Source organism: Fluviispira multicolorata (genome assembly GCF_009208585.1).
Classification (GTDB): Bacteria; Bdellovibrionota_B; Oligoflexia; order Silvanigrellales; family Silvanigrellaceae; genus Silvanigrella; species Silvanigrella multicolorata.
Genome location: NZ_WFLN01000006.1, coordinates 490384 through 510573, shown reverse-complemented (window position 1 = coordinate 510573; position 20190 = coordinate 490384). Strand labels below are relative to the sequence as shown.

The 20190-nt window shown below is 32.2% G+C and carries 23 protein-coding genes and 1 pseudogene; 11 read left to right on the top strand and 13 right to left on the bottom strand.

Annotated features, from left to right (window positions below):
• The 3 genes from menB to GCL57_RS08665 form a co-directional block, all read right to left on the bottom strand.
• Nucleotides 1-801, bottom strand: coding sequence for a 1,4-dihydroxy-2-naphthoyl-CoA synthase (gene menB / locus GCL57_RS08675; RefSeq protein WP_281349652.1), 801 nt, complete (start codon nucleotides 799-801; stop codon nucleotides 1-3).
• A gap of 145 nt (nucleotides 802-946) precedes the next feature.
• Nucleotides 947-1897, bottom strand: a complete 951-nt coding sequence (locus tag GCL57_RS08670; RefSeq protein ID WP_161597669.1) for an ABC transporter substrate-binding protein — start codon at nucleotides 1895-1897, stop codon at nucleotides 947-949.
• A 281-nt stretch (nucleotides 1898-2178) separates the two neighbouring features.
• On the bottom strand, nucleotides 2179-2970 hold the full coding sequence (locus tag GCL57_RS08665; protein ID WP_152212956.1) for an FkbM family methyltransferase: 792 nt from the start codon (nucleotides 2968-2970) through the stop codon (nucleotides 2179-2181).
• 284 nt (nucleotides 2971-3254) lie between these two features.
• Here GCL57_RS08665 and GCL57_RS08660 point away from each other — a divergent pair, with 284 nt between their 5' ends.
• A complete protein-coding gene (locus tag GCL57_RS08660) occupies nucleotides 3255-3440 on the top strand; it encodes a hypothetical protein (protein WP_152212955.1) in 186 nt (61 codons plus the stop codon).
• A 156-nt stretch (nucleotides 3441-3596) separates the two neighbouring features.
• A complete protein-coding gene (locus tag GCL57_RS08655; RefSeq protein WP_152212954.1) occupies nucleotides 3597-4169 on the top strand; it encodes an AAA family ATPase in 573 nt (190 codons plus the stop codon).
• A gap of 53 nt (nucleotides 4170-4222) precedes the next feature.
• Here the strand turns inward: GCL57_RS08655 and GCL57_RS08650 are convergent, their stop codons facing one another.
• The 6 genes from GCL57_RS08650 to GCL57_RS08625 form a co-directional block, all read right to left on the bottom strand.
• Entirely contained in the window at nucleotides 4223-5389 is a 1167-nt protein-coding gene (locus GCL57_RS08650; protein ID WP_152212953.1) for an iron-containing alcohol dehydrogenase, read from the bottom strand.
• Nucleotides 5390-5415: 26 nt separating this feature from the next.
• Nucleotides 5416-6891: an aminomethyl-transferring glycine dehydrogenase subunit GcvPB gene (gcvPB, locus tag GCL57_RS08645; RefSeq protein WP_152212952.1), complete on the bottom strand. Its 1476-nt coding sequence runs from the start codon at nucleotides 6889-6891 to the stop codon at nucleotides 5416-5418.
• Between the two features lie 12 nt (nucleotides 6892-6903).
• A complete protein-coding gene (gcvPA, locus tag GCL57_RS08640) occupies nucleotides 6904-8265 on the bottom strand; it encodes an aminomethyl-transferring glycine dehydrogenase subunit GcvPA (RefSeq protein ID WP_152212951.1) in 1362 nt (453 codons plus the stop codon).
• 67 nt (nucleotides 8266-8332) lie between these two features.
• Complete coding sequence (gene gcvH, locus GCL57_RS08635) at nucleotides 8333-8713, bottom strand: glycine cleavage system protein GcvH (RefSeq protein WP_152212950.1); 381 nt, start codon at nucleotides 8711-8713, stop codon at nucleotides 8333-8335.
• A gap of 32 nt (nucleotides 8714-8745) precedes the next feature.
• Complete coding sequence (gene gcvT / locus GCL57_RS08630) at nucleotides 8746-9876, bottom strand: glycine cleavage system aminomethyltransferase GcvT (RefSeq protein WP_152212949.1); 1131 nt, start codon at nucleotides 9874-9876, stop codon at nucleotides 8746-8748.
• 105 nt (nucleotides 9877-9981) lie between these two features.
• Nucleotides 9982-10545 carry an inorganic diphosphatase gene (locus GCL57_RS08625; RefSeq protein ID WP_152212948.1) on the bottom strand — a complete coding sequence of 188 codons (564 nt, stop codon included), beginning with the start codon at nucleotides 10543-10545 and terminating at the stop codon, nucleotides 9982-9984.
• Nucleotides 10546-10697: 152 nt separating this feature from the next.
• Between GCL57_RS08625 and GCL57_RS08620 the strand changes: the two genes are divergently transcribed.
• The 8 genes from GCL57_RS08620 to sucD all read left to right on the top strand — a co-directional run bounded on the left by GCL57_RS08620 (nucleotide 10698) and on the right by sucD (nucleotide 18025).
• The gene (locus tag GCL57_RS08620; protein WP_152212947.1) at nucleotides 10698-11075 is read left to right on the top strand and encodes a translation initiation factor; all 378 of its coding nucleotides are present in this window, start codon (nucleotides 10698-10700) and stop codon (nucleotides 11073-11075) included.
• A 184-nt stretch (nucleotides 11076-11259) separates the two neighbouring features.
• Nucleotides 11260-12456 carry a nucleotide-binding protein gene (locus GCL57_RS08615; RefSeq protein WP_152212946.1) on the top strand — a complete coding sequence of 399 codons (1197 nt, stop codon included), beginning with the start codon at nucleotides 11260-11262 and terminating at the stop codon, nucleotides 12454-12456.
• Between the two features lie 5 nt (nucleotides 12457-12461).
• Nucleotides 12462-13184, top strand: coding sequence for a helix-turn-helix domain-containing protein (locus GCL57_RS08610; protein ID WP_152212945.1), 723 nt, complete (start codon nucleotides 12462-12464; stop codon nucleotides 13182-13184).
• A 37-nt stretch (nucleotides 13185-13221) separates the two neighbouring features.
• Nucleotides 13222-14199 carry an RluA family pseudouridine synthase gene (locus GCL57_RS08605; protein WP_152212944.1) on the top strand — a complete coding sequence of 326 codons (978 nt, stop codon included), beginning with the start codon at nucleotides 13222-13224 and terminating at the stop codon, nucleotides 14197-14199.
• A gap of 5 nt (nucleotides 14200-14204) precedes the next feature.
• Complete coding sequence (locus tag GCL57_RS08600; RefSeq protein ID WP_152212943.1) at nucleotides 14205-15287, top strand: chorismate-binding protein; 1083 nt, start codon at nucleotides 14205-14207, stop codon at nucleotides 15285-15287.
• A 188-nt stretch (nucleotides 15288-15475) separates the two neighbouring features.
• Nucleotides 15476-15778, top strand: a complete 303-nt coding sequence (locus tag GCL57_RS08595; RefSeq protein WP_152212942.1) for a hypothetical protein — start codon at nucleotides 15476-15478, stop codon at nucleotides 15776-15778.
• Between the two features lie 160 nt (nucleotides 15779-15938).
• A complete protein-coding gene (gene sucC, locus GCL57_RS08590) occupies nucleotides 15939-17117 on the top strand; it encodes an ADP-forming succinate--CoA ligase subunit beta (protein ID WP_152212941.1) in 1179 nt (392 codons plus the stop codon).
• A 26-nt stretch (nucleotides 17118-17143) separates the two neighbouring features.
• Nucleotides 17144-18025 carry a succinate--CoA ligase subunit alpha gene (sucD, locus tag GCL57_RS08585; RefSeq protein WP_152212940.1) on the top strand — a complete coding sequence of 294 codons (882 nt, stop codon included), beginning with the start codon at nucleotides 17144-17146 and terminating at the stop codon, nucleotides 18023-18025.
• A gap of 41 nt (nucleotides 18026-18066) precedes the next feature.
• Here sucD and GCL57_RS08580 read toward each other — a convergent pair whose 3' ends face one another.
• Nucleotides 18067-18384 (bottom strand): hypothetical protein, encoded by a 318-nt coding sequence (locus GCL57_RS08580; protein WP_152212939.1) that lies wholly within the window; start codon nucleotides 18382-18384, stop codon nucleotides 18067-18069.
• A 30-nt stretch (nucleotides 18385-18414) separates the two neighbouring features.
• Nucleotides 18415-19026, bottom strand: coding sequence for an adenylate/guanylate cyclase domain-containing protein (locus GCL57_RS08575; RefSeq protein WP_152212938.1), 612 nt, complete (start codon nucleotides 19024-19026; stop codon nucleotides 18415-18417).
• A 57-nt stretch (nucleotides 19027-19083) separates the two neighbouring features.
• Here GCL57_RS08575 and GCL57_RS08570 point away from each other — a divergent pair.
• Nucleotides 19084-19359 (top strand): annotated as a pseudogene (locus tag GCL57_RS08570) (succinate--CoA ligase subunit alpha); the annotation flags it as partial.
• A gap of 41 nt (nucleotides 19360-19400) precedes the next feature.
• Here the strand turns inward: GCL57_RS08570 and GCL57_RS08565 are convergent.
• Both GCL57_RS08565 and GCL57_RS08560 read right to left on the bottom strand, forming a co-directional pair.
• Nucleotides 19401-19592, bottom strand: coding sequence for a hypothetical protein (locus GCL57_RS08565; protein ID WP_152212936.1), 192 nt, complete (start codon nucleotides 19590-19592; stop codon nucleotides 19401-19403).
• A gap of 250 nt (nucleotides 19593-19842) precedes the next feature.
• The gene (locus tag GCL57_RS08560; protein WP_152212935.1) at nucleotides 19843-20118 is read right to left on the bottom strand and encodes a hypothetical protein; all 276 of its coding nucleotides are present in this window, start codon (nucleotides 20116-20118) and stop codon (nucleotides 19843-19845) included.
• Nucleotides 20119-20190: the final 72 nt, after the last annotated feature.

The following is a 20190-nucleotide window of genomic DNA, read 5'->3' as shown; positions in this document are numbered from 1 at the left end:
TCACGGAAATCTCCCAAATTTATTAAAATCTGGCTTTCTTTTTTCAACAAATGCATCTTTACCTTCTTTTGCTTCTTCACTCAGATAATACAAAAGCGTAGCATTCCCAGCTAAGTCTAATAAACCTATTTGACCATCACAATCCGCATTTAATGCTGATTTTAAACAGCGTAACGCAAGTGGAGAGTGGGCTAACATTTCACGACACCACTTTAAAGTTTCTTGTTCTAGCTCTTCAACGGGTACAACATGATTTACAAGTCCCATATCAAGTGCCTGCTGCGCATTGTATTGACGACACAAAAACCAAATTTCACGCGCTTTTTTCTGACCAACAATTCTTGCTAAATAACTGCTGCCAAGACCGCCATCGAACGAGCCTACTTTTGGCCCAGTCTGACCAAATTTGGCATTGTCTCCTGCAATTGTTAAGTCACAGACGATATGTAAAACATGGCCACCACCAATGGCATAACCAGCTACCATCGCAACAACAGGTTTAGGCATAGAACGGATTGATTTTTGCACATCTAAAATATTGAGACGAGGAAGACCATCTTGCCCAACATAACCTCCGTGCCCTCTCACTTTTTGATCGCCACCTGAACAAAAAGCCTCTTTACCTTCACCGGTAAGAATAATAACACCAACGTGAGAATCTTCACGGCAGATTTCAAATGCAATTAAAAGTTCTTTAACGGTTTCTGGACGAAATGCATTACGCACATGAGGGCGATTGATTGTAATTTTAGCAATCCCATCTTCAGTTCGTTCTAGTTTTATGTCTTCAAAAGTTTTCATACTTTGCCAAATATTCACGAATTGCTCCCTATTTTTAGTAATAAGCATAAGATGAAGTGTATACACTTTTTTTATATTTTCTCAATTCAAGAATAATATAAGAATAAAAAACTAAAATATAAATTTATTTTCGGCAAGTTTTTTATCAATCAATAAAAGATGCATCATGCACTAAATTTTTAGAAAGCTTAATTCGCCATTTTTTCAATTGAAATTTACTAAATAAGACACTTCCTTCTTCAACATAAACAGGAGGAATTGATTTTGGTAAAACATGTGGATAAATTAATATTTTTTCGGCCATTTTAGCAGCTTCATATCCTTGCGCAGACGAACTTACGACAAGACCACCAATTGCTTTTTCTTTACCAACTGAATTATCCCACAATCCAAATACGGGAACTGGGGTAAACTTTGAAGTCCATTTCATCACCTCTTCAGAGTCAATTTCATTTCCATTTTCTCCTTTTAAATATTGATAAAGTCCAACAATAATAACATCAAAATTTCTTCTCGCATTCAATACTAAAGATTGCCAATTAATAAAATTTTCAATTGTTTCAACTTGGAAGAGAATTCCAGATACATAATTGTTATTAATATTTTTTAAAATCTCTTGATATAACACTTCAGAGGATTTACTTTTATCGAAAAGAATCAATGCTCGTTTTGTTTTTGGTAAAATTTCTTTTAAATATTGAGCTGTTTTTAATACAAGAGGCTTAGCATAAATACCTGTAATATAGAGAGGATCTTTATCAAAATAAAGTTTAGGATCACTCTTAATTCCTAAGTAAACAGTCGGAATTTTTGCATGTTCAAATCTTTCGCCCAAAAGGCTTAATGCCGTATCATCTCCTAATATTACTAAATCAGGATTATAATCTAATGAGTATTCCCATGCACTCTGTGCCACATTTTCATAATTTTGTTTTGAAATTTTCTTTGTATTCATCTCAAAAAAAGACAAGGTATAATTTGCCTTTAAGTAATCGGAAATAGACTTTCTATAATCAGAATCCCATTTAAACTCCTTGTGATAGCTTTCAATAATAAGAATTTTTTTTTGTTTTTTGGCAAAAACCTGGGCACTCATAAATACCAGAAGCACTATCATTAATTTTATAAATATTTTTAGTATGTTAAGGCCTCCTCAATTTAAATCTGAGAGAAAGACATACATTGCAATCAACTTATCGTTCTCTCTTCAATAATATTAAGAAAGGGGTAACTTAGTATTTCATTAATTAAATAATAATATATTAATAAATCAAATAGTTTACTTACCCATAATAGATTTTATCTAGAAATTTTTTTATTTAATTATACTATAAGTTTATTTAATTTTAATGTTTATTTTCATAAGAAAAAATATCTTTAATTATACCAACATTTTGGCAAAACTATATCAGGTTTATCAACTCTATTTTGACAATCAAGCGCATGGGGAAAACTTTGAGCCTGTTCTAGTTTTTGCACACGATCCTTTCTTAAAAAGGTAAATTCCATTACCTCTGGAATTATAATATCTCCTTTTTTGGCATATCGGGACCAATTATTTGGATGTATATGTATGATATAAAAATCTTTTAAAATTTTCCTAAAACATAATTTAAGAAAAGACAAATCAAAGGTATCAAATATTCGATTCAATTCATGAAACTCAATGACTAAAATTCTAAATTTCTTTAAAGTTTCTTCACTTGTTTCAAATAACACACCATATTCAGAGCTCTCAATGTCCATTTGCAATATCAGATCACGTGAGTAATCTGCTTGCAATGACTTATCCATCCATCTTTTTAGTGTCATAAATTTTTCGTTATTTACAGCACCAATAAACTTTTTCTCAAAGAAAAAAGAATCTGATTGAATTGAGGGAGCTTCAACAGAATAGTCTGCTAGATAAGACTTTATACCCATTTTCGCAAGATCAGTTTCAAAACTAGATTGAGTGGAGACCCCTGGAGAAAAACAAAACTCAATACCTTCTAAGTCATTAGGTACAAGGTATCCGCCATCGCCAGGGCAACCAAGGCGAAGCAACGAGTGTTCAGTGCCATAAGGTTTTAATTCTTTTAAAAATTCTTTAATTTCATTTTCTTTAGAAGTCTCTGTTAAATTATAACCATTTTGAAACAATGAATATTTTAATAATTTCTTAAACATATAAAATAGACCTTTAACCAGCTGCTGATAATTATAGGAAGCATAGAATGAACCTTACCAAAAGTGTTAATAGCACAATTTTTTTAATTCCCAAAATGCTATTTTAAAAAAATACCAAGAAAAATATTTATACTTTATCTTTTAAATTTAAGAAAATTTGTATTTATAATAGTTTATTTTTTTACCAATCCGACAAGACTTCTCCATTTATTCCACCATATGATTCAGCCGAACAAAAAGCAAATTTAATGCAAGTCCTAAAATAGTCTGAAAATGAGTTTTATATGTGGGGATATGAAGAAACAAAAAAATATTTTATTGCCGGCGGAGGCTCCAATGAAGATTTTAAAGATCATTGGAAATTTTTAAGAAATGAAGATTTAAAATTTAAAGAAGGAATTATTGAAAAGAATTTATATATGGCTGGGGGTTCAATACTTTATTTTATATCTGGAAGAAAATACGATTAGCTGTTCTGTAAGTTATGATTGAATTTATACTGAGCAGCTTCTAAAAAAACTCTTGCATCTAAGGATATCTCTTAGCAATTTTTCATTGAACATATTTTATAATAAATTTTGTTCAATGAAAAATATTTCAACACTTTTTGAAAGATAATATTTTATATGAATAGCTTTGTGATTGGAATCAGCGGGGTTTCTGGCTCTGGAAAGACAACATTGACACAAAAATTATCTGAAGGATTAAATGCCACAAAATTATTTTGGGACGAGTTTGACGAAGTTTCAAATTCTCCTGATGATTATGTCGAATGGTATAACAGTGGACGTAATTATGATGCATTTGACTATATCTCTTTATCACAAACCTTACTTGAGCTAAAAGTCGGAAAATCCATTAAGCACCCTGTGACAGGACAAATGTTAAATCCATCGAAATATATTATTTTTGATGCCCCCCTTGGCCGATTGCATGAACAAACCGGAAAATATATAAATTTCTGCATCCATATTGATACACCATTAGATATCTCTCTCGTAAGAAGGACTTTGCGAGATTTTACAGATTCGAATAAAACAAAAGAAGAACTTTTAGAAGATCTAAATTTTTATATGAATTCTTCAAGACCTTTATTTTGTGACAAGCTTCTTATTAAGCTAGCTGATTTGGTAATAGATGGACTGTTAACACCAGAAGAGCAAGTAAAAAAAATCATATCAAACATTAATAACAATTAAAGTGTTTTAAAAAAATTTAATTCTTTTAATATTTAATTTAAATCAGTTAGTTTCTAATATTTTTCAAATGCAAGATCCAATATTTCGCTTATTTCTTTTTCTCCAATATGCATATGCTCTCCTAATTTTTTCCCGCCTGCTGTTTTTATAACTTGAGTAGGAATAGGTTTAAGTGCTTTTTTAGAAATTTTATATTCAGAAATTCGAGTTTTAGCGCCGAGAGAACGAAAAAAATTTTCAGTTTTTTCGATTGCAGATTTTGCAATTTTATTATCAGAATTTGCTTTAATATTAAAAATGACTTGACCAAAATGAGAAAGTCTTTTCTTTTTTTGGGCAAATTCATATTTTAAAACAGCGGGTAAAATGACGGCAAGAGTTTGTGCATGGTCAAGACCAAAACAAGCTGTTAATTCATGACCAATTTCATGCGTTGCCCAATCTTGCGGAACACCTTTACCAATAGTGCCGTTTAAAGCATTGGTTGCGCACCACATTAAATTAGCACGCACATCATAATTGGTTGGATTTTTTAATGCCTTTGGACCCTCTTCAATGAGCGTTTTCAAAATTGCTTCACTCTGTCTATTTTGTAAAGGCGCATTAACATCATAAGTTAAATATTGTTCTGCTACATGAACAAATGGGTCAATAATTCCATTTATTACTTGTCTTTCAGGCAAACTAAAAGTAATTGAAGGATCAAGAATTGAAAACTTAGGGAAAGAAAGAGGTGAAGAGAATGCTTTTTTTTCATTTGTACTTCGCTTTGAAATAACACTAAAAGTATTCATTTCAGATCCGGTCGCCGATAAAGTCAAAATACAGCCCAATGGAATTGCATCTTTCATTGGTTTTCCGAGTAAAATTTCCCAAGGATTTTTCCCTTTGTATTTTGCTGCATGTGCAATAAATTTACAGCCATCAATAACGGAACCACCACCAACAGCAAGAATAAAATCAATATTATCTTTCCGACAAATTTCGACTGCTTTCATTAATGTATCGTAGTCTGGATTTGCTTCAATTCCTGCAAATTCAAACACAGTTTTATGAGAAAGAGCTGTTTTTATTTGTTGGTAGACTCCATTTTTTTTAATGGACCCTCCACCATAAGCAAAAAGGATATTAGATTTATCTTTCAATAAATTTGGAAGTTCTCCAATTGTGTTTTTTCCAAATACAATATTAACCGGATTAAACAATTGAAAATTATCCATATCTAATTCCTTTATTTTAAAACTTATTATTCATTAAATTTAAATTTCAAATTCAACTCTCGCGCAGCTTTTGCTTCATCAACTTTCTCTCTAAAAGTACGTTTAGGATAAATAGTTGAAGAATCATTATTATCTATTATTTCTTTAACAGAATTTATAAAACGATCAAGCTCTTCAATGCTTTCCGTTTCGGTTGGTTCAACCATGAGAGCATTTTTAACACACAATGGAAAATAAACTGTTGGCGGATGCATTCCATAGTCAATCAATGCTTTTGCTAATTTAGAAGTTTCTAAACCATTTTCTTTTTGATTTAAATCATTAAAAATGATTTCATGTAAGTGATCACCTTTCACAGGAATATTCAAAACTTCTTTTAACTGTGACTTGATATAATTTGCATTTAAAATTGCATTTTCGCTCACCTGACGAAGTCCATGAGCTCCAAGCGCTTTAATGTAGCACCAAGCTCGAATAAACATGCCAAAATTTCCATAAAATGCTTTAACCCTACCAATAGATTTTGGAGAATTATAATTTAAAACAAATTCACTATTTTTTTTCTCAATTAAAGGAACAGGTAGAAAAGGAACTAATTTTTCACTGACAGCAATTGGACCACTGCCAGGCCCACCACCACCGTGAGGTGTGGTAAATGTTTTATGTAAATTAAAATGAATAACGTCCGCACCAAAATCACCGGGACGGCTGATTCCTAATACAGCATTCATGTTTGCGCCATCAATATAAAGCAAAGCATCTTTTTCATGCAAAAGTTTTGCTATTTGTTCAATATTTTTTTCAAATAAACCTAATGTATTTGGATTTGTAAGCATCATTCCAGCAACATCATCATTTAAAACAGCTTGAACGGACTCTAAAGTAACATATCCATCTACACCTGTTTGTACTTGCACAATATTAAAACCAGCAAGGGCGGCACTAGCGGGATTCGTGCCATGAGAAGTGTCTGCTGTAATTATTGTTTTACGATTTTTTCCTTTGCTACGATGATAAGCTGAAATTAAAAGAAGCCCTGCAAATTCACCTTGAGCTCCAGCACTGGGCTGTAAAGAAACAGCTTTAAGTCCTGTAATTTCTTTTAAATCTTCTTGTAACTCGTACATAATTTGCAAATGAGCTTGACTCCACTGAATAGGATCATATGGATGCAATTCACAAATATCCGCACTTCTAGCCACTTCTTCATTGAGCCTTGGATTGTGTTTCATTGTGCAAGAACCTAGGGGATAAATACCGAGGTCAATTGCATAATTCCAAGTCGATAAGCGTGTAAAATGACGTACAACTTCCGACTCTGATAGTTCAGGAAGTCTTGCTTTTTTTTGACGAGAATAATTTCCAAAATATTTTTCAGAATTAATTTTTGGCACATCGAGTTCTGGTAAACCAAAACCATAGGCTCCTTCATGTGATCTTTCAAATAAAAGAGGTTCTTCAAGTACAACAGCATGACTTGTCGTTTTATTTAAATAACTCATAGTATTGTCACCTTATCCAAATCTTTTTAAGAGTTCAACATATTTATCTAATTCATCACGTGATTTTTTTTCTGTTACAGCAACTAATATCCCTGTTTTGTCTTCAGAGTAAAATCTCTGCAAAGAAACTCCTGGAGCAATATCATTCTGTACGCACTTTTGAATAAACTCTGAAGATGGTATTTTTAAATCAAGTACAAATTCATTAAAGGATTGAGATTTATTGAAACGTAATTTTGCCTTCCCAGTCTTTAATAATTCTGACTTTAAATACTCTGTCTTTGCTAAATTCTGTTCAGCTAAATGAACAAATCCTTCTTTACCAACCAACGCTAACCAAATTGTAGACCAAAGAGCACATAAATTTTGATTCGTACAAATATTTGAAGTGGCTTTTTCTCTACGAATATGCTGTTCACGTGTGCTTAATGTAAGAGTATAACTTCTTCTTCCTTTTGCATCGACTGTTTCACCGCATAATCTACCTGGCATTTGCCTTACATTTTCAAAACGACTGGTAAATAAACCTAAATAAGGACCACCAAAACTTTGTGGCAAACCAAAACTTTGCCCTTCACCTGTTGCAATATCTGCATTGTACTCTCCAGGTGTTTTTAAGAGTGCAAGACTTAAAGGTTCTGTTACATTAGCAGAAAATAATGCGGATTTTGAATGAGCTAAATCAGATAATTCTTTCATATCTTCAATACAGCCCATAAAATTCGGGCTTTGTGCTATTACAATAGCAACATCATTGCCTAATAAAGATTTCAATGCTGACTGTGAAGTTTTTCCATCTTCATTTAAAGGAACAAGAGTGACTTCAACACCTAAATTTGTTACGTAAGTTTTAAGCACTTCAATATATTCAGGATGAACACCACCTGAAACAAGAATTCTTTTTTTATTAGGCTGCATTCGCATTGCCATAAGTGCTGACTCAGCTAAACTTGTTGAACCATCATAATGGGAGGCAGATGAAATATCCATTCCAAATATTTCAGCAATCATACTTTGAAATTCAAATAATGCTTGCAAAGTACCTTGCGAAATTTCAGGCTGATACGGTGTATATGAAGTTAAAAACTCTCCTCTTAAAGTCAATTGATTAACTGCTGCAGGACAATAATGATCGTAAACTCCGGCACCTAAAAAACTTAAATAAGAATTTTTACTTCTTGAATTTTTAAGAAGATCATTTATTTTTCTTTTTATATCAAATTCAGATAATTCTTTTCCAATATTTAAATTTCCAAAATACTGAACCGCTTCAGGAATACCTTTTAATAAATCATCAAGACTATTTACACCACAAGCAGCCAATAATTTTTTTTTATCCAATTCAGTAGTTGGCAGAAAACGATGACTTGACATAATTAAACCCCTTGTCAGAAAAAAAAAGACGGGTTTGAAGCAACCCGTCTCTGCGAACTCTATAAAATTAATTGCCGCCTACAACATAATTTTCATATTCATGTGCTGATAAAAGATCAGCTGGAACATTTTCAATTTCAACTTTTATAAGCCAGCCTTTTGCGTAAGCATCCACTGATAAACTTTCAGGGGAATCAATTGCAGATTGATTGACTTCTGTTACTTTACAAGTAACTGGCATAAAAAGATCACTTACTGTTTTTACAGATTCAATTGTTCCAAAATTTCCACCTGCTTTAAAACTAGATCCTACTTTTGGAAGATCAAGAAAAACAATATCTCCAAGTTGCTCAATTGCAAATTTAGTAATTCCAATTGTAGCATTATTTCCTTCGATTTTTATCCACTCATGTTCTTTTGTATATTTTAATTCATTTGGATAAGACATTTGAATTCCCCTTTATAATTAATCCCAAAGTATCAGCCCTGTGCACTACCATGAACAAAAAAAGGTTTTTTTACAACTACAGCAGCTTTTTTTTCGCCTCGGATTTCAATCCAAATTTGTGAACCCATTTTTGAATAATCTTGTGTTACATAAGCCATACCAATATTTTTTCCCACTGTTGGCGCAGGACAACCACTGGTCACGAAACCAATTTCTTGCTCTCCATCATTTGTGGCAAAAATCTTATATCCATGCCGACCAATAGCTCTATCCTGCATTTCAAAGGCAATTAGTTTTTTGCTCAAACCAAGTTCTTTTTGTTTTAAGAGGGCTTCTTTACCAATAAAATTACTCTTATCAAACTTAGTCACCCAACCAAGTCCACATTCTAAAGCCGTTGTCGTACTGTCCATATCATTGCCATAGAGCAAATATCCTACTTCTAAACGCAACGTGTCACGTGCCCCTAAACCGCAAGGCTTAACAAAATATTCTGCTCCAACTTGTAATAAACCTTTCCAAATTTTTGCTGCAGCAGATGCCGGAACATAAATCTCGTAACCTAATTCACCTGTATAACCTGTTCGAGCAATAAGAGCAGGAATACCTAAAACTTTGCCTTCTGCAAAATGATAATAGGCAAGATCAGTGATTTTCACGTCGATAACTTTTGTTATGAGTTCTCTGCTTTTAGGGCCTTGAATAGCAATTTGAGCATAATCATCGCTCACATTTTCTAAAATAACACCTTTTTTAGGGCAATGTTCTTTAAGCCAAGCAAAATCTTTTTCAATATTACTTGCATTTACACATATAAAAAAAGAATCATAACCTCTTCTATAAATAATAATATCGTCTACTAATGTTCCATTTTCATAACACAAAGCATTGTATTGAGCTTGTCCTATTTGAAGCTTTGCAACATCATTCGTTACCAAATTTTGCAAATAATCGAGAGCACCACGTCCTGTTACAATGATTTCTCCCATGTGGCTCACATCAAATATTCCAACAGAATTTCTTACAGCTTTGTGTTCATCAACAACACCTGAATATTGAACGGGCATATTCCAGCCAGCAAAAGGAACCATTTTCCCATTTAGAGCGAGATGTTCTTCATACAAAGGCGTTAGTTTTAATTTTTCATTTACTGATATTGACATATCATCTCCCCAAATACTTCATATTAAATTTATAGGACGGGACATCATCTTAATATAAAGGGAGAGAGTCAACTTATTTAGATACAAAACAATTTTGCTTCTAAATTAATTTTTAAGTTTTTCTTTATTTTTATTATAAAGTTCAATGCTATCTTGAATAACTTTTTCAGCTTCTGACTTGCTATACCAGCCAGCAACTTCGACTTTTTTATTGTCGAGCAATTTATAAGTTTTAAAAAATTGTTCAATTTCTTTTAGCATATGTGGATTTGATTTTTGAACTTCTTCAATATCAGAGATATGTTTAAATTGAGGGTCATCTGCATGTACGGCAAGAATTTTATCGTCAGTCTCTCCACCGTCGATCATTTTCATTACACCAATGACCTTAGCATTCATCATACACATAGGTTGAGCGGGATCTTGTCCAATGACCATAATATCAAGAGCATCTCCATCATCGCAGTATGTTTGAGGAATAAAACCATAGTTAATTGGATAAAACATAGGACTCGACATCACACGGTCAAGCATTAAAAGACCTGATTCTTTGTCAATTTCATATTTATTTTTAGAGCCACGTGGAATTTCAATAATTGCTGTAACAATTGAAGGAACTTTTTTGCCAATACTAACTGCATGCCATGGGTGCCAAGGATTAACTGTCATAAGACAAACTCCTAATAAAAATAGTTTAATAATCCCTTTCTTATTGCAAAAGCAAGGGATAAAGAAGACTCTCTGTTGTACATGGTGATTGCGTATTTGTGAAGAAGAATATGAGCAATTCCTAAAGTTAGAACTCTCATTTGGAGAATGATATGACTGACAAAAAAAAAGCAAAACCAATAAAATTAGAATGGGACGGAGGTCTTACAACTTCAATAAATGAAACTCCCATAGAAGTTAAAGGTAAAAGTGATAAACCAGAAAAATTAAGTGCAAGAAAAATTTTAGGTAAAGCAGATATTCGTCGAGAAAGTAAAGGTAGAGCTGGAAAACCAGTTGCTATAATATGTAAATTTTCTGATGAAGAATCTAAAAACATTGAAAGTCTTAAATTATTATGCTCTGAGTTAAAAAATATCTTAGCATGCGGCGGAACAGTTGAAAGCAACGAAATTATATTAACACATAGAGATTTTGATAAAATCAAAATCGCCTTAGAAAAGATTGGAATATCGGCTAGAATAGTTTGATCTAGAAATTAATTAAAAATACTTTAATTGATAATTTAATAATTTTTTACAAATTAATAAATTATTGCTCTAAATAAGATTTATTTTTTGACAAACTCCACACACTGCAAAAAATTTCTCATATGTTTTTAAATAAATTGACGATAATAAATGAGATATAAAATTTTATCTAGGGTGCTTAAACATGTTAAAAACGGTTTCAAAAGGAATATTTAAACCGAATAGCAAGGAAGCCATTAATTTTACAGAGAAAATTATACGTGCATATTATAATGGACAAAGTTTCGAGGATAAAGAATACCCAAATATAAATAATATCCAAGAACGAAATAATTCGGCGGCAGAAGGAAACTTCTCGTCAAAAGAAGAAAAATCAGACAAAAAACAAAATAATCATATTGCTGAATCACAAGAAAAACAGAACGCATCTCATAGTAACAACGGTCCACAAATTATTTCAATTGGTGGAGGAAAAGGCGGAATTGGCAAAAGCTTTCTTTCAGCCAATATTTGTGTTCGCTTAGCATCATTAGGTTATAAAGTTTCAGTCGTAGATCTAGATTTAGGTGCAGCTAATTTACATACTTGCCTAGGAGTTCCCACTCCTCGCTCCGGAATTGCTGATTTCATCCATGGAAACGTATCTACGCTTGAAGAAACAGGTATTTCCTGCTGCTTTCCAAATCTTATTCTTTATGGTGGAGGCCAAGAATTCTGGCAACAAATCAAACCACAAAGTGCTCAAAAAATAAAACTTATTTCTAAACTGCAAGAACTTGATGCAGACTTTGTCTTTCTTGATTTAGGCGCCGGAACTCATGTTCATACTTTAGATTTTTTCATTTTTTCCCATGGTGGAATTCTTGTTGTTGCACCTGAACCAACGAGTATTGAAAATGCTTATGTATTTATGAAAAGCATTCTTTATAGAAAAATTCAAAGTATTTGTAAGGCATTTGATATAGATGATGGTACAGAAAAAGAATTATTGACTAAAATTTCTAATCCTCGCAGTTCAGAAACTCCGTTCTCACAATTAATTACATTTTCACATAAAAATACAGATATTGGCAGACAAATTAAAGAAATGATAGAAGAAACAAATATTGGAATCATTATGAATCAAGTGCGTACCAAAGAAGATAGAGATCTCGGAGAGTCGATGTCACTCATTTGCAATCGTTACTTTGGCTTTAGCGCTCAATTTTTAGGTTCGACTCGTTACGATGATGCTGTATGGAAGTCAGTTCGCATTAGGAGACCATTGATTCTTGATTATCCACTTTCAGCAATTGCATCGAATATAAATCAAATTACTGATAAAATTATTAAGAAATTCATTCAGAATGAAGAAAAGGAAAGCATAAATAGAGCTGGATAATCATTATGAACACAGCTAATAGAAAAAAAAGCGCTTTTGAAATTCTTGGTCTGAGTGAAAATAATATTTCACTGCGCAAAATTCAAGATGCTTATGAAAATTTAAAGAAACAACTTGATAACTCTGTAACTAACGATTTTACACGTGATGAACTTGAACACGCCTTTCAAGAACTTGTGAATATTACTGAAAAGCATCATTCAAATGATAGCGAAGAAGAAGTTATTTCTGCTCATTTACTCCCTAATATGAAAAATAGAAAAAAAGAAAAAATAGATGACACAAATATAATTTATATAAGAAAAGATATACCTAAAAATATACCAAAAAAGTCGAGGGAAATAGAAGTTATCAACCGCCCCATAGATAGCTTAATGGATATGAAAGTTTCGATGAAAAAAGCACGAGCAATTTTTTCAGAAAATCCAGATCACTTAAAAAGAATTGACGAAATAATTGAAGAAACAGAAGAAATAACAGGAAATTTACTTAAACGCTTGAGAGAAGAATTGAGAGTATCTCTTGATGAAATAGCCAATAGAATTAAAGTAAGTAAAGTGTATTTAGAAGCAATAGAAAATGATTCTTATTCAAGCCTACCAGCAGAAGTCTACGTTAAAGGATTTTTTAATTCTTACTTAAATTATTTGGGACTTGACAGAAAGGATATTGTTGAAGCATTAACAGAAGTCTATAGAACTCGTAGGCGGCTGACAAAAAGAAAATAATCTGTCAGCTAAACGATGCACAGGTTAATTTTAAATCATGAATAATACAATTGAAATATTAGTATCAGAAGAGTTTCAAAATGAAAGACTTGATGTTGTTATAACAAGAATCATAGAAATCATTCCAAGTAGATCATTTGCTCATAAACTCATCACAAATAAAAAAGTACTTGTTGATGGAAAGTCTGTAAAATCATCTTACAAATTAAAATTATTACAAAAAATATGTATTGATATTTCTTTTTTAAATGATCTTAATCCAGAACCAATTGGCGAAAAAATAGACCTTGATATTCTTTTTGAAGACAATGATCTTATTATTATAAATAAACCAGCAGGAATGGTTGTTCATCCAGGAGCTGGTGTTCATTCAGGCACTTTAGTAAATGCAATCTTAGCACATTGTGGCGTCACCTTACCTTCCCTAGGTCAACCCTCAAGAGCTGGGATAGTTCACAGACTTGATCGTGATACCAGTGGAGTTATGGTTGTCGCAAAATCTCAGATTGCTTTGACAAATTTATCAAAACAATTTTCTGATCATTCACAAATACGCTTATATCATGCAATTGTATATGGAAATATTATCCCTAAAAGTGGTAAAATAGAAACTTGGCACGGCCGTGATCCTAAGAATAGAATTAAATATTCTGTTCAAAAAGAAGGAAAAGGTAAAAAAGCTATTTTAAATTATGAAACTTTAAAGTCCTTGCAAAGCGAAGAAATTTCATTAGTTTCTTGTCAACTCTATACTGGAAGAACTCATCAAATTCGAGTACAATTAAGTCACTTGGGACATGGTATTTTAGGAGATGCTCTTTATTCTAACATATCAAATGAATTAAAAAATGATAAAGAACTGAAAGCACTGATTAATAAAAATGCTCTCAGACAAATGCTACACGCTGTATATTTAGGTTTTAAACACCCAGTTACAAACGAAGAAATGTCTTTCAGCTCCCCTTATCCCCAAGATTTTAAAAATTTATTATCATTATTAGAATCGAAAGGATAATTGCCTTGAATGAAAATTTTCTACAACATTTTTTAAATTATGGATTTTTTATTGGAGATCTTAACGAAAACAGAATATGGTGCATGACCTCATCTATTAAAAACTCAAGTTCAATAAAAAATAACTCTTTTCCTTTTTTTTATTTAAATAATTTTTTTTCAAATAAGAAAAATCCTTTTTATAAAGGAAGTTTTTTTCAAGAGTTTTCAATTGATGAATTCCAAAAAATCATTGACAAAGAGTCAGAATTAAAACCAAAAATAATCTGGAAAGATATTGATAAAAAATTTTACTTAGAACAATATTCATCATTGAAAAAAGAAATATCTTTAAGAATATTAAAAAAAGGAGTTCCTTATTCCTTTCAAAGAGGAAAATCAAAGCTCAATAATGCTAATAAAATATATTTATTAAAAAATATTTTGAAAAAAAGAAAACAATCCTCTTCATTCATTTATGGATTTTGGAATAAAGAAGAAGGTTTCATGGGTACAACACCTGAACTTTTATTTATTCAAAAAAATAACTCTATTAAGACTATAGCTTTAGCAGGAACGATAGCAAATGATAAAAATGCAGATAAAAATAATTTTTTAAATGATCAAAAAATGAATAATGAGCATTCATATGTAATTCATGGTATGAAGGAAACTCTATCAAAATATGGAAATTTTTCAATTGGTCAAACACACTTACTTGAACTACCAAAACTCATACATTTAAAAACAGACATTAGTATAGATTTATTTCAAACAAGCGAATTCAATTATGAAGCATTTTTAAAAGAATTACATCCTACAGCTGCTTTAGGGACTTTACCAAAATACTCAAAAAGCAAATGGTTATCTTCTTTTGAAACATCAAAAAATAATAGAGGATATTTTGCAGCGCCATTTGGAGTTATATTAAATGCTAACAATTCAATTTTTATTTCTACAATTCGTGGAATTCAATGGAAAAGAGAAAACTTAAACGTGAGTGCTGGGGGAGGGGTCATTCAAGAGAGTGTTTTTGAAAATGAATGGAATGAAATTACAACTAAAATCAGCTCAATTCGAGACAACCTAGGCTTAAATTGTGAACTTTGAAACTTAAAATATTGTTTGAAATCATGTATTTCGCATGTTTTATAACTAGCTAAATATATTAAAAAAAAATCAAAAATAAATAGTCTAGACAATATAACATCTTATAAATTTTCAATAGATTTATGCCTATAAATTATGCAAAATATTATATGATGTATTTTTAGCTTTTTAAAACTTCGGAACTTATTTTGAATAAAAAAAATAATTACATAAACTTGCACTCTATAAAGTTACAGGAAGCTTTAAAAAAGAGAGATGAGTATTTTAATTCTCTCCCTACAGAAGAAAGAGAAGTGGCATTAAAATTCCAAGAATTCATTGATAATGAATTAAAAAAAGCTGGTAATCAAAATAATAGAATTACTATTTTACATACTTTATTAATGAATTATATTATTGAATTGGGTACGGAATCAAAATCATTATCACACACTTTACTCGAATTTTCCCGAAAAATTCAGGCATCTAATAAAGATGAATCAAAAAAATAATTCCAGTTTAATTTCAATTAACCAAGCATTAGCTTAACATCCCCTTTCTCTCCTCAAAAAATAAATGTAAAGTGACACCCTGTTGAGACAATTGCCCCTTTGGCATATAGGGTATGATTGCCCTTTTTATTAAATGGATTTTAAATTTTTGGAGAGTTTCATGAATATTCATGAGTATCAGGCAAAAGAGCTACTTTCTCGCTTTGGCCTAAGTATTCCTCGCGGCAAACTCGCTTGCACACCCACTGAAGCAGAATGGGCAGCTCGCAAACTTGGTTGTGGCAAAGATGGAAAAGTTGCTGTTGTAAAAGCACAAATACACTCAGGAGGACGCGGAAAAGCGGGCGGAGTAAAACTCGTTAAAAGCCCTGAAGAAGCTAAAGAAGTAGCTCAAAAAATGTTAGGAATCACACTTGTTACCAATCAAACAGGTCCGCATGGAAAAAAAGTAAGTAAACTTCTTGTTGCAGAAGGCTGTGATATCGATAAAGAATACTATATTGCACTTGTAGTAAATCGCGAAACCGCAACAATTGGTGTTATGGCCTCCACAGAAGGTGGTATGGACATTGAAGAAGTTGCTGATAAATATCCAGAAAAAATTGTAAATGCAAATATTGACCCCACAATTGGCCTACAAGATTTCACTATTCGTAAATTAAGTATTGCACTTGGCTTTGGTCTAGGCACACCTCTTGCGAAAGATTTTGCTAAAACTTTAAAAGGTCTTGTCAGTGCATTTTTAGCTTATGATTGCGATATGCTCGAAATCAATCCACTGGTTTTAACTAAACAGAATACAATCGCTGTTCTCGATTGTAAAATGAGCTTTGATGAAAATGCTCTATTCCGCCATCCTGAAATTTCAGATCTGCGTGACTTTGAAGAAGATGATGCAAAAGAACTCGAAGCGTCTAAATATGGACTCAGCTATGTTTCTTTAGAAGGTAACATTGGCTGTTTAGTAAATGGTGCCGGCCTTGCAATGGCAACTATGGACATTATTAAACAAACTGGCGGACAGCCTGCTAATTTCCTCGATGTTGGCGGTGGAGCAAACCAAGAGACTGTAACACAAGCATTCCGTATTATTTTACGTGACAAAGCTGTAAAAGGAATTTTTGTAAATATTTTCGGCGGCATTATGAAATGTGATGTTATTGCCAACGGTATTGTTGCTGCAGCAAAAGAACTTGGACTCAGAGTTCCATTGGTCGTTCGCCTTGAAGGAACCAACGTAGAAATTGGTAAGAGAATTCTAAATGATTCTGGTTTGAATATATTGAGCGCATCCTCAATGGGCGATGGTGCGCAAAAAATTGTTCAAGCGGTAAAGTAACAAGAGCTTAATAAAGGACTAAAAACATGTCAATTCTCGTTGGGAAACATACAAAACTTATCTGCCAAGGTATTTCAGGAAGTGCCGGAAAATTTCACTCTGAAAAATGCGCAGAATACGGTACTAATCTTGTCGGTGGTGTTGTTCCTGGTAAAGGCGGCGCCTCAATTCTAGATCGTCCTGTGTTTAATACAGTAGAAGAGGCGATGAAAAAAACTGGTGCAAATGCATCGATGATTTTTGTTCCACCTCCCTATGCAGCCGACTCAATTCTTGAAGCTATCGATGCTGGTATAGAGCTTATTGTTGCTATTACTGAAGGTATACCTGTCCTCGATATGCTACGCGTTAAAAAAGCTCTTATGAGTGCAGGTGGACGCACACGCCTTATTGGACCAAATTGTCCGGGTGTTATCACTCCAAGTGACAGATGCAAAATTGGTATTATGCCAGGTCACATTCACCTACCAGGCCGTGTCGGCATTATTAGTAAATCTGGTACTCTTACTTACGAAGCAGTTGGACAAACTTCTGCCCTCGGAATTGGTCAATCTACTTGTGTTGGTATTGGTGGAGATCCTATCAATGGCACAAGCTTTATTGATGTTTTAGAAATGTTCCAAAAAGACAACGACACAGATGCTGTTATTATGATCGGTGAAATTGGTGGAAATCTAGAAATTGAAGCTGCTGAATGGATCAAACGCAATATGAAAAAGCCAGTTGTTGGCTTTATTGCTGGCCAAACCGCTCCAAAGGGCAAACGCATGGGCCATGCAGGCGCTATTATCAGCGGTGGTAAAGGAACAGCTGAAGAAAAAATTGACGCTATGAAAACATGTGGATTACATGTTGCAATGAGCCCAGCAGATATGGGAATCACTCTTAAAAAAGCATTAAGAATGTAATTTGCAAAGTCTCTAATTATTATTAGAGACTTTTTTATTTTTTATTCAGGTCTTTTTTTTATATTATTATCTTCATCAATAAATCCTTCCAAACGAGCCAATTGAAGAAGAGTTGAAGAAAGCAGTCTATCTAAATTATTTGCAGAAGTTGTTAGCCATTCATGTGTTTTTTTATCATCTGGATATAGCTGAATACAGTTTTCAGTATAATTTTTAAATTCTCTTATAGATGTTAATATTTTTAAAAGCTTTTCAGGGCATTTGCATTCAATCATATCAGAGTTATTGCTTAATAATAGAATGGATTCTTCGGTAAGCCTACCATCTTCAAAAATTAAATTATTCATTTTAAAATTCATATTTTAATTGCCCCTTTTGCATAAAATACTTTAAAGATTTCCTGATGCATTCTTTATTGGGTTTATAGGCAATAACCAGTATAATTGATGTACCCCTTTTTTACCTTTGAGTTCATACTTTCCAACATCACAAAATTCAAAATTATTTTCACATAGATTAACAATTGATTTTGAAACTAAAATATCGACAGATAAATATCTTGTCATTTGTTCAATTCGAGTAACCGTATTAACTACGTCTCCATAAATTGAATATTCTTCATAATTCCCTGCAGTGATTTTTCCATAAACAACTTCACCTGAATTTAATCCAACACCTATTGATATTGTCATTTGATTTAAAGAATAGCGTGTACAATTTATATTCCAAATTTCATCTAGTAGCTTTAAACAGCAATTACAGGCTTTAATTGCATGATCTTCACATGGATTTATGATACCAAAATGAGCTAAAATTCCATCTCCCATAAGTTTATCCACTGTGCCACCATAATCAATAATTATTTTACTTAAAGAAGACAAAACATAGTTAGCAAATGCAAATGCTTCAACAGGGTCTTTCTCATCAAATAGAGAAGTAAAATTTTTAATATCACAAAATAAGACACTTGCAACTATACGTTTTGCTTGCACTGCAGTCATAAATAAAATTCCTAAAATATTTAACTCTCTAGAAAATACTTTAGTTTTAAAAAGAAAAAAAATCAATATGTTATTATGATCGGTGAAATTGGTGGAAATCTAGAAATTGAAGCTGCTGAATGGATCAAACGCAATATGAAAAAGCCAGTTGTTGGCTTTATTGCTGGCCAAACCGCTCCAAAGGGCAAACGCATGGGCCATGCAGGCGCTATTATCAGCGGTGGTAAAGGAACAGCTGAAGAAAAAATTGACGCTATGAAAACATGTGGATTACATGTTGCAATGAGCCCAGCAGATATGGGAATCACTCTTAAAAAAGCATTAAGAATGTAATTTGCAAAGTCTCTAATTATTATTAGAGACTTTTTTATTTTTTATTCAGGTCTTTTTTTTATATTATTATCTTCATCAATAAATCCTTCCAAACGAGCCAATTGAAGAAGAGTTGAAGAAAGCAGTCTATCTAAATTATTTGCAGAAATTGTTAGCCATTCATGTGTTTTTTTATCATCTGGACGGACATCAAAAAAGAAAACCTGATATTGCTGCGTGGGCGAAAACCGCACAAAGGGATAGCTGATGCTATTTGTATTGGACTGTATGCGTTGCAATATTTGTAAAAAAAGATCATCAATTGATGTTCAAGAAATCCTTTTAAACGCAAAAATTAATTCGATATATACATGAATATATATTTCAGAACCTGAATTATACTTTTAAAAAAATTAAAATCTGGGACAAATACTTCTAGTAAAAATCCCGTAATAAATCCCATCAAGATTATTTCATGAGATTTATATTTTTTATTATTAATCATTATTTATATATAAATTCTATTGCATATCTATACATTCCACTGCCAATATATCGTCCAATACTTACCCATGATCTCTTTTTTCTATTATTTGTAAATTCTGCATTATTAAATGCGTAATCTGAATTATATTTTTCATTAGATAAGATATACTCGGACATACTTTGATTACTATTTAGCTCATAGTTTTTTGTAAACTCATTTAAAATAAAGTCCATTGGCATTGCAATTAAAGTACAAGCATAGGTAAAAGAACCTAGTAATAATACCTTTTTCATTAAAATCTCCTCCTTGAATATTTAATGAAATTTTTTTGTATCTGAAAAAACATATCATAGCAAATACAATAG